The sequence below is a fragment of the Cupriavidus nantongensis genome, assembly GCF_041726985.1.
Taxonomy (GTDB): Bacteria; Pseudomonadota; Gammaproteobacteria; order Burkholderiales; family Burkholderiaceae; genus Cupriavidus; species Cupriavidus nantongensis_A.
In genome coordinates this window covers 647286-661157 of record NZ_CP168302.1, presented here as the reverse complement: position 1 = coordinate 661157, position 13872 = coordinate 647286, and the positions used below count along the sequence as shown (strand labels likewise).

General features: G+C 68.0%; 10 protein-coding genes. 3 read left to right on the top strand and 7 right to left on the bottom strand.

The annotated features are described in order from the left end of the window. The first annotated feature begins 1 nt into the window (after position 1). The 3 genes from ACEI37_RS02740 (at position 2) to ACEI37_RS02730 (ending at position 3087) form a co-directional block, all read left to right on the top strand. A complete protein-coding gene (locus ACEI37_RS02740) occupies positions 2–997 on the top strand; it encodes a Bug family tripartite tricarboxylate transporter substrate binding protein (protein WP_373377216.1) in 996 nt (331 codons plus the stop codon). 71 nt (positions 998–1068) lie between these two features. Beyond that, positions 1069–1575: a tripartite tricarboxylate transporter TctB family protein gene (locus tag ACEI37_RS02735; protein ID WP_373377215.1), complete on the top strand. Its 507-nt coding sequence runs from the start codon at positions 1069–1071 to the stop codon at positions 1573–1575. A 12-nt stretch (positions 1576–1587) separates the two neighbouring features. Continuing rightward, positions 1588–3087, top strand: a complete 1500-nt coding sequence (locus ACEI37_RS02730; protein WP_373377214.1) for a tripartite tricarboxylate transporter permease — start codon at positions 1588–1590, stop codon at positions 3085–3087. A 45-nt stretch (positions 3088–3132) separates the two neighbouring features. Here the strand turns inward: ACEI37_RS02730 and ACEI37_RS02725 are convergent, their stop codons facing one another. The 7 genes from ACEI37_RS02725 to ACEI37_RS02695 form a co-directional block, all read right to left on the bottom strand. Further along, complete coding sequence (locus tag ACEI37_RS02725; protein WP_373377212.1) at positions 3133–3534, bottom strand: DUF779 domain-containing protein; 402 nt, start codon at positions 3532–3534, stop codon at positions 3133–3135. Between the two features lie 2 nt (positions 3535–3536). After that, the gene (gene adh / locus ACEI37_RS02720) at positions 3537–5057 is read right to left on the bottom strand and encodes an aldehyde dehydrogenase (RefSeq protein WP_373377211.1); all 1521 of its coding nucleotides are present in this window, start codon (positions 5055–5057) and stop codon (positions 3537–3539) included. 382 nt (positions 5058–5439) lie between these two features. Continuing rightward, positions 5440–6723, bottom strand: a complete 1284-nt coding sequence (locus tag ACEI37_RS02715; protein ID WP_373377210.1) for a c-type cytochrome — start codon at positions 6721–6723, stop codon at positions 5440–5442. Beyond that, positions 6723–7283, bottom strand: coding sequence for a (2Fe-2S)-binding protein (locus ACEI37_RS02710; protein ID WP_373377209.1), 561 nt, complete (start codon positions 7281–7283; stop codon positions 6723–6725). Before ACEI37_RS02710 ends, ACEI37_RS02715 begins: the two co-directional genes overlap by 1 nt. Beyond that, positions 7280–10114, bottom strand: coding sequence for a xanthine dehydrogenase family protein molybdopterin-binding subunit (locus ACEI37_RS02705; protein ID WP_373377208.1), 2835 nt, complete (start codon positions 10112–10114; stop codon positions 7280–7282). The genes ACEI37_RS02710 and ACEI37_RS02705 overlap by 4 nt, the downstream gene beginning before the upstream one ends. A gap of 314 nt (positions 10115–10428) precedes the next feature. After that, positions 10429–12909: an FAD-dependent oxidoreductase gene (locus ACEI37_RS02700; RefSeq protein ID WP_373377207.1), complete on the bottom strand. Its 2481-nt coding sequence runs from the start codon at positions 12907–12909 to the stop codon at positions 10429–10431. Positions 12910–13008: 99 nt separating this feature from the next. Next, entirely contained in the window at positions 13009–13860 is an 852-nt protein-coding gene (locus tag ACEI37_RS02695; protein WP_373377206.1) for an EamA family transporter, read from the bottom strand. Positions 13861–13872: the final 12 nt, after the last annotated feature.

Below are 13872 nucleotides of genomic sequence, written 5' to 3'. Positions count from 1 at the left end.
GATGCAACGCAACACAGTCAGGAAGACCCTGGCGGCCGTGGTGGGTGCCACGGCCTGCCTGAGCGCGTGGGCATGGGAGCCGGCCAAGCCGGTCGAGATCGTGGTGCCGTTCAGCGCCGGTGGCGCTTCGGACCAGATGGCGCGGTCGATCCAGGGGATCATCGCCAAGCACAAGCTGATGAGCCAGCCGGTGATCGTGCTGAACAAGGCGGGCGCCAGCGGCGCCGAAGGGCTGATGGATACCAAGGCATCGCAGGGCAATCCGCACAAGCTGCTGGTGGCCTCGTCGGCGCTCTACACGGTGCCGATGGTCAGCCATCTGCCGTTCAGCTGGCGCGACCTGACGCCGGTGGCGATGATCGCGCAGGACGAGTTCGTGCTGTGGACCAATGCCGCGGCCCCGTACAAAAACGTCGCGCAGTTCATCGACGCCTCCAGGGCCAGCGCGGGCAAGATCAAGGTCGGCGGCACCAGCTCCAAGCGCGAAGACCAGATCATCAGCGCGCTGGTGCAGAAGAAGACCGGCACCCGTTTCATCTACGTGCCGTACAAGGGCGGCGGCGAGGCCGCCACGCAGCTGTCGGGCCAGCATATCGACGCCAACTTCAACAACCCGTCCGAATCGATCGGCCAGTGGCGCGCCGGCGAGCATCGCGCGCTGTGCGTGTTTGCGCCGGAGCGCATGGCCTACAACGGCAAGGTCACGCAGACCCAGAGCTGGCATGACGTGCCGACCTGCAAGGAACAGGGCCTCGACGTGCAATACCAGATGCTGCGCGTGTTCATGATGCCGGGCGGCGTGACCCCGGAGCAGCAGAAGTACTACGTGGACCTGATGCAGAAGATCGTGGCCACGCCGGAGTGGAAGGAGTACCTGGAGAAGAGCGCGCTGAAGAACGAGTTCCTGACCGGCAAGGCGCTGACCGACTTCCTGGCGCGCGACGAAGCCGCGCACCGCGACATCATCAAGGAGGCCGGCTTCGTCGCCGCGCGCTGACGCTGGCACGGATCAGCAACGGGCTGCGCCGCGCGGCGCAGCCAATGGCCTGAAGCAAGGCGGGGGACAACATGGATTCACAACAGGAAACGGCGCATGCGGGCGCCGGCATCTCGGTCAAGGCGGTGGAACTGGCAGTGGCGCTATGCCTGCTGGCCGGCGCGCTGGTGGTGATCTGGAGCAACTACGGCATCGGTGCCGGCTGGGCACCGGACGGGCCGGAAGCAGGCTATTTCCCGATGCGGGTCGGGATCATCATCCTGGTCTGCAGCGTGCTGGTGGCCGTGCAGGCGCTGCGCGCGGACCGCAGCGCCGTGTTTGCGACGTGGCAGCAACTGCGGCAGGTGGGCGTGATCCTGGTGCCGCTGACCGTGTATGTCGGGCTGATCGGGCTGCTCGGCATCTACGTCGCATCGGCGGCCTTCATCGCGGGCTTCATGGTGTGGGTCGGCAAGGCGGCGTGGTGGAAGGCCGCACTGACCGGTGTCGGCATCAATGCCTTGCTGTTCTGGATCTTCGAGATCCAGTTCCGCGTACCGCTGCCAAAGGGCCCGCTGGAAGCGGCGCTGGGCTACTAGGGAGGGCGGATCATGGATGAACTCAATGCATTGATGGGTGGCTTCGCCGTGGCGCTGTCGTGGCAGAACGTCGGCCTGATGTTCGTCGGCATTCTGCTTGGCATCGTGGTGGGCGTGCTGCCCGGCCTGGGCGGGCCCAACGGCGTAGCGATCCTGCTGCCGCTGACGTTTTCGATGGACCCGGTGTCGGCCATCATCATGCTGTCCTGCATCTACTGGGGCGCATTGTTCGGCGGGGCGATCACCTCGATCCTGTTCAATATTCCCGGCGAAGCCTGGTCGGTGGCCACCACCTTCGACGGCTACCCGATGGCGCAGCGCGGAGAGGCCGGCAAGGCGCTGACCTCGGCCTTCACCGGCTCGTGCCTGGGCGCGCTGGCCGGGGTGCTGCTGATCACCTTCCTGGCGCCGCTGGTGGCCAAGTTCGCGCTGCGCTTCGGCCCGCCCGAGTTCTTCGCGGTGTACCTGCTCACCTTCTGCAGCTTCGTCGGCATGGGCAAGGAGTCCAAGCCCAAGATCCTGATCGCGATGTGCCTGGGCTTCGTGCTGGCGGCGGTCGGCATGGATACGGTGTCCGGCACGCTGCGCATGACCTTCGGCTCGACCGAGCTACTGCGCGGCTTCGACTTCCTGGTGGCGGTGATCGGCCTGTTCGGCATCAGCGAGATCCTGATGACGATGGAAGAGGGCGTGGCCTTCCGCGGCAAGCAGGCACGCATCGACCTGAAGGTGGTGCTGAAGACCTGGGCCGAACTGCCGCGCTACTGGCTGACGGTGCTGCGCTCATCGGTGATCGGCTGCTGGCTGGGCATTACACCGGGCGGCGCCACCGCGGCGTCGTTCATGGGCTATGGCGTGGCCAAGCGCATGGCGAAGGATCCCGATTCGTTCGGGCACGGCAATGTCGAAGGGGTGGTCGCCCCCGAGACCGCAGCACACGCGGCCGGCACCAGCGCGCTGCTGCCGATGCTGGCGTTGGGCATCCCCGGTTCCGCCACCGCGGCGGTGCTGCTGGGCGGCCTGATGATCTGGGGCCTGCAACCGGGGCCGCTGCTGTTCGCCGAGCAGGGGCCGTTCGTATGGGGGCTGATCGCCAGCATGTACCTGGGCAATATCGTCGGGCTGATCGTGGTGCTGTCGACCGTGCCGCTGTTCGCGGCGATCCTGCGCATTCCGTTCTCGATCATCGCGCCGCTGATCCTGGTGATCTGCGCGATCGGCGCGTACACCGTGAACGGCGCGTTGTTCGATGTCTGGCTGATGCTGGGCTTCGGCGTGGTGGGGTATGTGTTGAAGAAGCTGGATTACCCGTTGGCGCCGATGGTGCTGGCGCTGGTGCTGGGGGATCGGGCCGAGGATGCGTTCCGGCAGACCATGCTGGTGTCGTCCGGGGCGTTGGATGTGTTCTGGTCGAATGGGCTGGTGGGCACGATCATGGGGCTGGCTGTGTTTGTGCTGGTGTGGCCGGTGGTTAGTGATTTGAGGATGCGGGGGAGGAAGGGGGTTGCCTGAGGGTCGAGTCGTCGTGCAGGCGCCCGCTTCGTTGGCGCGCCCGCATTACGGTTCCGGCTGCGCCGCCAGCCACGCCGCCTCCGCGTCGCTGAACAGCTCGGAGCGCGTCAGGAACCGTTTGCCCGTGCGTCCCTCCAGCGAGAACATCCCGCCCGCGCCCGGCACCACGTCGATCACCAGCCGCGTGTGGCGCCAGTACTCGAACTGCGCGCGCGTCATGTAGAACGCGGCGCCGCCGATCCGGCCCAGGCAGACATCTCCCGGGCCCACCAGCAATTCGCCGGCGGGATAGCACATCGGCGCGCTGCCGTCGCAGCAGCCGCCGGACTGGTGGAACATCAGCGGGCCGTGCTGCGCGGCGAGCTCGGCGATCAGCGCCAGCGCAGCCGGCGTTGCCACCACGCGCTCCACCGTTACCGCTGGCTGTGCTGAGCTCGCGCCGGCCATGGTCAGAAGAACCCGAGCGCGTTGGGGCTGTAGCTCACCAGCAGGTTCTTGGTCTGCTGGTAGTGGTCGAGCATCATGCGGTGGTTCTCGCGGCCGATGCCGGACTGCTTGTAGCCGCCGAACGCGGCATGGGCCGGGTAGGCGTGATAGCAGTTGGTCCACACGCGCCCGGCCTGGATGCCGCGGCCCATGCGGAAGGCGCGCGCGCCGTCGCGCGTCCAGACCCCGGCGCCAAGGCCATAGAGCGTGTCGTTGGCGATGGCCAGCGCTTCTTCCTCATCCTTGAAGGTGGTGACCGAGACCACCGGGCCGAAGATCTCTTCCTGGAAAATGCGCATCTTGTTATGGCCGGCAAACACGGTCGGCTTGACGTAGTAGCCGCCGGCCAGGTCGCCGTCGAGCACGTTGCGCTCGCCGCCGGTGAGGCACTGCGCGCCTTCCTTGCGGCCCAGGTCGATATACGACAGGATCTTTTCCAGCTGTTCGGCCGACGCCTGCGCGCCGATCATGGTGCCGGTGTCGAGCGGATGGCCCTGGCGGATCGCGGCGACGCGCTTGAGCGCGCGCTCCATGAAGCGGTCGTAGATCGATTCCTGGATCAGCGCGCGCGACGGGCAGGTGCAGACCTCGCCCTGGTTCAGCGCAAACATGGCAAAGCCTTCCAGCGCCTTGTCGAAGAAGGCATCGTCGGCGGCGAGCACGTCTTCGAAGAAGATGTTGGGCGACTTGCCGCCCAGCTCCAGCGTGACCGGGATCAGGTTCTGGGAAGCGTACTGCATGATCAGCCGGCCGGTGGTGGTCTCGCCGGTGAACGCTACCTTGCTGATGCGCGGGCTGGATGCCAGCGGCTTGCCGGCCTCCAGGCCGAAGCCGTTGATCACGTTGACCACGCCCGGCGGCAGCAGGTCGCCGATCACCTCCATCAGTACCAGGATCGACGCGGGCGTCTGCTCGGCGGGCTTCAGCACCACGCAGTTGCCGGCGGCCAGCGCCGGGGCCAGCTTCCAGGTGGCCATCAGCAGCGGGAAGTTCCACGGGATGATCTGGCCCACCACGCCCAGCGGCTCGTGGAAATGGTAGGCGATGGTGTCGCCGTCGATCTCGGAAATGCCGCCTTCCTGCGCGCGGATGCAGCCCGCGAAGTAGCGGAAGTGGTCGACCGCCAGCGGCAGGTCGGCGGCGGTGGTCTCGCGCACCGGCTTGCCGTTGTCGATGCTCTCGGCCACCGCCAGCAGCTTCAGGTTGGCCTCGATGCGATCGGCGATGCGGTTCAGGATATTGGCGCGCTCGGTGGTGGAGGTGCGCGCCCACGCGGCCTTGGCGGCGTGCGCGGCATCCAGCGCGGCGTCGACATCCTGCTGGTTCGAGCGCGGCACGCGCGTGAACGGCTTGCCGGTGATCGGCGTAATGGACTCGAAGTACTCGCCCCCGGCGGGCGGCACCCACTGGCCGCCGATGTAGTTGTCGTACTGCTGCTTGTAGGGGTTGCTGACGCCCAGCTGGGCGATTTCCGCCATGTTCATGTCTCGCTCCGTTCGAGTGATCTGTGTGGTGCCGTCACGGCGTGGGCCGTGCGCACGGGAGCAGATCGCAAGAGGTGTGCCGGGGCGGGAGAGGGCGGAAAAGCGGGGAGAAACCGAAGATCCGGCCGCGGAATCGGGCCAGGTGTGCCAGTGCGTGACAGCGGGTGTTCCAGATTGGAACACTCAATGGATTCGGTGGTTATGCAACAGCGTTCGCGCTTGCTGCTGGCCCGCGCAATCGCTCCCCTCGCCCGCGAGCGGGAGAGGGGTGGGGGAGAGGGCCGGAGCCTCCACGAAGTAAAGCGCGTTGGTATGCCAGCGCCTGCCCTCTCCCCCGGCCCCTCTCCCGCAAGCGGGAGAGGGGAGCAAACCGGCGGACGTTTTAATGCCCCGGCCCGGCCGCGCGCAGCGCCTTCACATCACCCGGCTTCACATCCGCCGCCTGCCCACCCCACGTCGCACGCAGGTAGTTGGCCAGCTGCGCCAGCTCTTCGTCGCTCATGCGTTCGGCAAAGCCCGGCATTTCCTGCATCGCCTCCACGCCCGGAAAGCGCTGCGCCGCGATGCCGTCGAGCATCGACACGATCAGGTTGCGCGCGTCGGCGTTGCGCACTGTCGAGTTGCCGGCCATCGACACCGCCACGTGCGGCTTGCCTTCGCCCTCGCGGCCGTGGCAGCCGGCGCAGACGGCGACATAGTGGCGGCGGCCCGGTGCCAGTTGCGCGGCGTCGGCGTTCACGGCCTTGACCGGTTGCGGCGCTGGCGGCTGGTCGCCGAGCAGGTAGGTGCTCATCGCGGCCAGGTCGGCCTGGTTCAGGTACTGGCTGCTCAGATGCACCACCGGGTACATCTCGCCGAAGGCCGAGCCTTGCGGCGCGATGCCGGTGGCGAAAAACTGCTGCAGGTCGGCGGCGGTCCAGCCGCGCGCGGCCAGGCCGGCGGGCGTGATGTCCGGCGCGCCGACGCGCGCCAGCGCGGAACCGGCCAGCGGCTTCGACAGGTCCAGCCGGCCGAACGCGGCGCGCGGCGTGTGGCATTCGGCACAATGGCCCAGCGCATTGGACAGGTAGCGGCCGCGTTGCCACGATTCCGAATTGCCCTTGGACGCATCCGGCAGCTTGTCCTCGAGGAACAGCAGGTTCCAGCCCGCCAGCGCGAAGCGCAGGTTGTACGGGAACTGCAGGTCGTGCGGGCGGTTGGCCACCGCGGCCGGCTTCACCTGCATCAGGTAGGCGTACATGGCATCGGAGTCCGCGCGCGACAGGCCGCGGTACGAGGTGTACGGCATCGCCGGGTAGAGCTGCTTGCCCGGGGCCTTGCCGTCATGCAGCGCCTTGTAAAAGTCGTCCGCGCTCCAGTTGCCGATGCCGTGGGTCTTGTCCGGCGTGATGTTGGTGCCGTAGAAGGTGCCGAAGGGCGAGGCCAGCTCGACGCCGCCGGCGAACGGCGCGCCCTGCGGCGCGGTATGGCAGGCGGCGCAGTCGGCGGCGCGCACCAGGTAGCGGCCGCGCGCGATCTGCTCGGCGGGCGACAGCTGGCCTTGTGGCGCCTGGTCGGCAGCGGGGGCAATGGCTTCGGTGCGGCTGCCGCAGCCGGCCATGACCGCGGCCGCTGCAAGGGCTGCCAGCGCGGCGCGCATGGCCATCATCAGGGGCGTGCGCTGCATCACTTGTCGCTCCCGCTGTCCAGCACCAGGCCCGGCGTGCTGGTGATCACGTCCTTGACCGCCTCGTAGTAGCGCACGTAGCCGGTGCAGCGGCAGATATGGCCGTCCAGCGCCCGGGTAATGGTGGCCTCGACCTGGTCCTTCGGCACCGGCTTGCGCTTGAGCTGTTCCACCAGGATGGTGGCGCCGTTGACGAAGCCTGGCGTGCAGTAGCCGCACTGGAAGCTGAAATGCTCCAGGAACTTCTGCTGCACCGGCGTCAGCTCGACCACCTCGCCTTGCTCGTTGCGCTTGCCGTGGCCTTCCACGGTGCGCACCTTGCGGCCATGGAACCAGTGCGCGCCGGTGATGCAGCTGCGCACTTCCTCGCTGGTGCCGTCGGGCTTGTCGTGGATTACCACGCAGGCGTGGCAGATGCCCTGGCCGCAGCCCAGGCGCGAGCCAGTCAGGTCCAGGTATTCGTGCAGGAAATCGATCATCATCAGGCCTTCGGGCACGTCGACGGGGCCGACGTCCTTGCCGTTGATGTTGAGCGTGATGGGCTGGGTGGCGATGCTCATGCCAGTACCTCCTGGATCTTGGCCGCCGTCACCGGCAGGTCGGTGAAGCGGTGGCCGATGGCATGCGCGATGCCGTTGACGATGGCGCCCACCACCGGGATCATCACCACCTCGGCGATGCCCTTGGGCGGGTCGGTTTCGGTGACCGGCGGCAGCACCGTGCCGGTCTGGCTCCACACCGCCACGTCGCTGGCGCGCGGCAGGTGGTAGCGGTTGAAGTTCCAGGTGCCATTGCCGGGGCCGTCCTCGTAGAGCGGCAGGTACTCATGCAGCGCGTGGCCGATGCCCATGGCGATGCCGCCCTGCAGCTGGCCGGACACCAGCTGCGGCGACAGCTGCGTGCCGCATTCCATGATCGAGTGGTGCGACAGGATCTCCACCTTGCCGCTGGCCTCGTGCACCGACAGCTCGACGAAGGTGCCGACCGCGCTGTAGTAGGTCACCGCGGCGTTGTTGCGCTGTGTGGGCGCGATATGGACCTTGCTGCGATCGAGCACATGCCAGCCGCCCGGGCTGCGCATGCGCGCCTTGCGTGCAGCATCGGCGCCGTTGCCGTAGCGCACCGACAGGCCATCGACCGGCAGCCGCGCAGCCTGTCCGTTGATGTCGAAATCGGCCTCGCTCCATTGCCAGCGGTTGAAGGCGTGCACGGTGGCGCCGGTCACCAGCCCCAGCTCATGCGCCTTGGCCGCGAGCTGCTCCAGCGGCAGCGCCTGCAGCCCGCCGGCGCTGAGCTTGCCGTCGACCCAGCGCGCGTCTTCCACGCGCACCACCAGCGAAGCGGCCTGGCCGCCCCCGATGCCCTGGCTCCAGATCGCCATCGCCGCCGGCCACAGGCCGTGCAGGAACACCACGCGCGCGGCCTCGCGCGTGCTGTGCGTGAAGTAGTAGGCCGAGTTGGTGGCGCTGGCGGGCGACGCATAGGCCGGCGACCAGCGCGGATTGGCCGACAGCCTGTCCTGCTCGGCCTGGCTCATCAGGTAGGGGTCGCCGGAGGCCGTCACCGGCAGGTCGGTCCAGTCGGTGACGGAGGTGCGCACCTCGCCCGCGGGCTTGCCCAGCCAGCGCGCCACCGCGGCGGCCTGCGAGGTCGACATGCCGGTGCCGATCTCGGCGCCGGAGTGATGCAGCACGATGCTGCCGTCGGCCTTCAGCTCGACCTTGGCGAACGAGGCTTCCGCGCCGGTGCCGAAGTCCTTCTGCACGCAGGCAAAGCCCACGCCATAGCGGCGGCCCGGGTGGGCGGCTTCATACTCCGCCTTCTTGCTGGCGCGATTGGTCCACAGCGGATAGGCCTTGGCCGCTTCCAGCACTTCGTCGACGCGGATCGCGCCGGCCGGGATCGCGCCCTGCGTGTTCTTCATGCCGGAGCGCAGCGCGTTCTTCAGCCGGAACTCGATCGGGTCGAGCTTGAGCTGCTCGGCGAACTCGTCGACCATCATCTCGGTCGCCGCCATGCTCTGCAGCGTGCCGTAGCCGCGCGCCGAGCCCGCGTCGACGGCGCGCGAGGCGATCGCCACCGCGGTCAGGTCGTTGTTGGGGAAGTAATAGATCGATTGCGCCGCGGTGGCGCCGACCATTGCCACCGACGGCGAGAAGTTGGAGCGCCCGCCGCCGTTGGCTTCAAGGTCGCCCTGGAAGGCCTGGAACAGGCCGGTCTTGCGGTCCACCGCGATGCGGTAGCGCATGCTGAAGGCGTGGCGCTTGATCGAGGTCTGGAACTGCTCGTAGCGGTCGTTGGCCAGCCGCACCGGCTTGCCGTCGGCGTACAACGCCGTGACCAGGCCATAGAACGGGAAGTTGTAGTGGTCCTTGGAGCCGTAGCCGACCGTGTAGCACGGGTGCAGGAACACCTGCTTCACCGGGAATGCACCCTTGGCCTTCGCCAGCATCGCGGCCACGCTTTCGGCGACCTCATTGGGGCCTTGCGTCGGCACCACCATGTGCAGCGCCTGCGCGGCGGCGTCGTACCAGCAGTTGGCGTTGTCGGGCTCGAGCGCGGCGGTATCGACCGACTGCGAGTTGTATTCGCGCTCCAGCACCAGCCAGTCGTCGGACGGCTTGGCCAGTTGCGCGCGGATCCGCGCGGCGTGGTGCATGCCCTGTTCGCCAAGCTGGCCGTGGTCCTTGCCGTCCGGCCAGACCGGTTGGTGCTTGCGCATCATGCTGGGGAACACCGGCGCCTGCTTCAGGCTCGAGAACACGTCGTCCGCATAGGGCGTGGCGCCGCCCACGCGCACAAAGCGGAAGGTGCCCCACGGATCGCGTTCCAGCGGCCCGGTCCTGGCGCCATAGCGGATCACGTCGTCGCGGAACTTGAGCTTGTCCTTGGCAAAGCGGAAACGCGCGAAGTCATGGTAGATCAGGATCGCCACCGCATGGCCAAGGTAGGCTGGCGTCTTCCCGGCGGGCAGCAGCATGTCGTCGCCGTAGAAGGCGGGAAAGGCGACGCCGTCGCGGGCCAGGTCGTCGGCGGTGACGACGCGGTCGGGCTTGAGTTCGTCGCCCAGCACACCGAGGTCGAAGCCCGCATAGACGCGGTCGGCCCGGGTTGCGCGCAGGATGAAGGCGTGCGACTGCTGCTGCGGCCAGTGCGGCATGTCGCGCGAGCGGATATCGCGCGCAAACACCTTGGCGCCAGTGACCTTGGCGATGCCGTCGATGCGGAACCGGGGGGCGCCGGCCTTGGCGTCCCACTGCACGGGGGTCAGGATCTTGTCTTCGAACAAGGCCGCGAAAGCCTTGCCGCCGATGGGTGCGATATAGACCGACACCCCGGCCACGACGCTGGCTTTGAGGAAGGTGCGTCGTGAAGGGTTGAAGCTGGGCATGGATTTCCTTGGGGATTGCGCAAGATTGCGCGGCAAGGGCAGCCATCCGCGGGCCAGCCCGGGGGCTGGCGCGGATACGGTTCAGGTGTTCAGGGGACGCGGCCGCGATGGTGCGGCCGCTGCAGGGCATGGCGTGCCGCCAGTCACTACGGCTGCGGCGCGGGTGAATCGGGGCGGGGCATGGTTGTCATGGTCCTGGCGCTGAACGGCTGCGCTGACCCCGCGATTGTCGCCGTGGCCTAGGGTTTACCTCAAGGCGGGGCGTTGAATAGTGGTTATCAGCCGGCGCGAATATTCCCCCGCCGGCTTTCCGGTCAAGCCTTCGGCCGCGCCGACGCCGGATCGTAGGGCGCGCGCAGGTGCACGCGCGCGGGCAGCAGGGCGCCGGCGAGGTCGACGTGGTAGCTGCCGGCTTCCAGCCACGCCGCATCGGCCGGCCCGTCCTCGCGCGCCAGCAGCGCCATGCCGACCGGGCAGCCCAGCGTATGGCCGAAGGCGGCGGAACTGAGCGATCCCACCGCGCGCACGCTGCCGTCGGGGCCGGTGCGCAGCACGGCCTCGCCGCCCCACAGCATGGCATCGCTGGCGCCGTCGACCGACATGACCACCATGCGCCGCTTGGGCGCGCCCGCCTGGCGCAGCCGCAGCAGCGCTTCACGCCCGCGGAAATCGATGCCGCTGGCCAGCTTGCAGGCGAACGACAGTCCCGCCTCGAACGGGTTGACCGACGGCGACAGCTCGCGGCCCCAGGCGCGGTAGCCCTTTTCCAGCCGCAGCGACTCGATCGCGTAGTAGCCGGCATTGACGAGCCCGAGCGTGCGGCCGGCCTCATGCAGGGCCTCGTACACGCCCACGGCGAATTCCACCGGCACGTACAGTTCCCAGCCCAGCTCGCCGACGTAGGTCAGGCGGGTCGCACGTACGGTCGCGTAGCCGAGGTCGATCTCGCGCGAGCTGCCGAACGGGAAGCCTTCATTGGAGAAATCCGCGCGCGACACCTGCTGCAGCAGCTCGCGCGAGCGTGGTCCCATCACTGCCAGCACCGCATACTGGCCGGTGACATCGACGATCACGCAGCGCTTGTCCGCGGGGATCAGCCGCTCGATATAGCTGAAGTCGCGCGTGGTCTGCGCCGAGCCCGTCACCACCAGGTACTGGTCGTGCGCCAGCCGGGTCACGGTCAGGTCGGACTCATAGGTGCCGCGCTCGTTGAGCATCGCGGTATAGACGGTCTGGCCAGGCGGCACCGCCACGTCGTTGCTCATCACGTACTGCAGCACCGCCTCAGCGTCGGCGCCCTTGACCAGATACTTGGAGAACGAACTCATGTCGAACAGCGCCACGCCCTCGCGGCAGGCGCGGTGCTCGGCGCCGCTCCACGGCAGCCAGTTCTGCTGGCCGAAGGCGTATTCGATCTGCGGCGACGTTCCCGCCGGCGCGAAGAAGTTGGGCCGCTCCCAGCCCATCTTGCTGCCGAAATTGGCGCCGGCATCGCGCAGGTGCGCATACAGCGGCGAGCGGCGGAACGGGCGCGCGGTCTCCAGTTCTCGGTTCGGCCATGGCATCGCGTAATGCAGCCCGAGCGTTTCCTTGATGCGGTCGTGCAGCCACCTCTGGTTGCCGTTGAAGCCGGCGAAGCGGCGGATATCGACCGGCCACAGGTCCATGGTGGGCTCGCCCGCGACGATCCATTCGGCCAGCGCCATGCCGGCACCGCCGGCCGAGGCGATGCCCATCGAGTTGAAGCCCGCGCCGACGTAGAAGTTGCGCAGCTCCGGCGCCTCGCCGAGGATAAAGTTGTTGTCCGGCGTGAACGATTCCGGGCCGTTGTAGAACTGCTTGACCTGCGCGGTTTCCAGTGCCGGCACGCGCACCAGCGCGTTTTCCATCAGGATCTGGAACTGGTCCCAGTCGTCGGGCAGCAGCTGGAACTCGAACGGCTCCGGGATGCCCTGCATGCCCCAAGGCTTGGCGTCCGGCTCGAAGCCGCCCATCACCAGCCCGCCCACTTCCTCCTTGAAGTAGATGAAGCCATCCGGGTCGCGCATCACCGGCAGGTCGGGATGCACGCCGGCAATGCGCTCGGTAACGATGTAGTAGTGCTCGGCCGAATGCAGCGGCACGGTCACGCCGCACATCTGCCCCACCTGGCGTGCCCACTGCCCGGCGCAATTGACCACGATCTCGGCTTCGATGCGGCCTTCGTCGCCGGCCTTGTTGCGCCAGCTGACGCCGGTGGCACGGCCATCGCGGGTATGGATCGCGGTGATCTTCGTGTCCTGCGCAATGCGGGCGCCGCGGCTGCGCGCGCCGCGCGCCAGCGCCTGGGTCAGGTCGGTCGGGTTGGCCTTGCCGTCGCCCGGCAGCCAGACCGCGCCGAGCAGGTCGTCGGTGCGCATAACCGGCCACAGTTCACCGGCCTGCGCGGGCGAGATCACCTCGCATTCGACCCCATAGGCGCGTGCCACCGCGGCGGTGCGGCGCAGCTGCGTCATGCGTTCGGCGGTGCGCGCGATCGACAGCGAGCCGCATTGCTTCCAGCCGGTGCCGAGGCCGGTTTCCGCTTCCAGTTCGCTGTAGAGCTGCGTGGAATAGCGGATCAGCCTGGTCATGCTTTCCTGCGAGCGCAGCTGGCCGACCAGTCCGGCTGCGTGCCAGGTCGTGCCGCACGACAGCTGGCCTTGCTCGAGCAGCACCACGTCGGTCCAGCCCAGCTTGGTCAGGTGGTAGGCAACGCTGCAGCCGATGATGCCGCCGCCGATGATAACGACGCGGGTTTGGGAAGGGATGGACATGGTGGTCAACGCGCGGGGCGAAGGCGGTGGAGGATGATTGCCATGGTATGCCACAAAACGCCAATAAACAACGCAAAATGCAACAAGGCCGTCAAAGCTTCAGCGCGCCAGCTGCAATGTGACGATGCCGAGCAGCACCAGTGCGGTAGCCACCACGCGGCGCCGGTCGAAGGCCTCGCGAAGCAGGAAGTGCCCCAGCAGCGCGGCAAAGATCACGCTGGACTCGCGCAGCGCCGCCAGCTTGGCCACCGGCGCCATGGTCATGGCCCACAGCATCAGCGCATACGAGCCCACGCGGTTGATGCCGCCGATGCCGGCGCGCTTCCATTCGGTGCGCAGCAGCGCCAGAAGTGATGTGCCGCGGCGGGCAAAGGCATAGCCGGGCATGAACACATGCGACATCGCCTGCAGCCAGACGATGTAGGTCAGCACCTCGCCATGGCGCTTGACCGCAGTGCCGTCGATCACGGTGCCGCCCGCCAGGCAGGCCCCGGCCAGCAGCGCGAAACCAAGCAGGTCGGGCGCCTGTCGGCGCCAGTGCACCAGGCTGACCAGTCCGAGGCAGATCAGCGCAATGCCGGCATAGCCGCCCGGACCCAGCCGTTCGCTGCCGCTCAGCAACAGCAGCATCGCCACCATCATCGGCGCCGAGCCGCGCATCAGCGGATAGGCCTGGCTGAAGTCGCCGCGGTTGTAGGCGGCCACCAGCGACAGCTTGTAGACCACCTCCAGCGCCACCGTGGCCAGCAGGAACGGCCACACCTGCGGCGCGGGCATGGGCACCAGGAACAGGAAGGGCAGCGCCACCAGCAGGCAGAAGGTGTCGATCAGCGCCATCGACGACAACCGGTCGCCGCCGATCTTGACGATGGCGTTCCACGACGCATGCATCAGCGCCGACAGCATCACGGCGGCAAAGGCGAGGCCGTGGAAATCGGGGGGGAGGGACATGAGGGGGGTGGT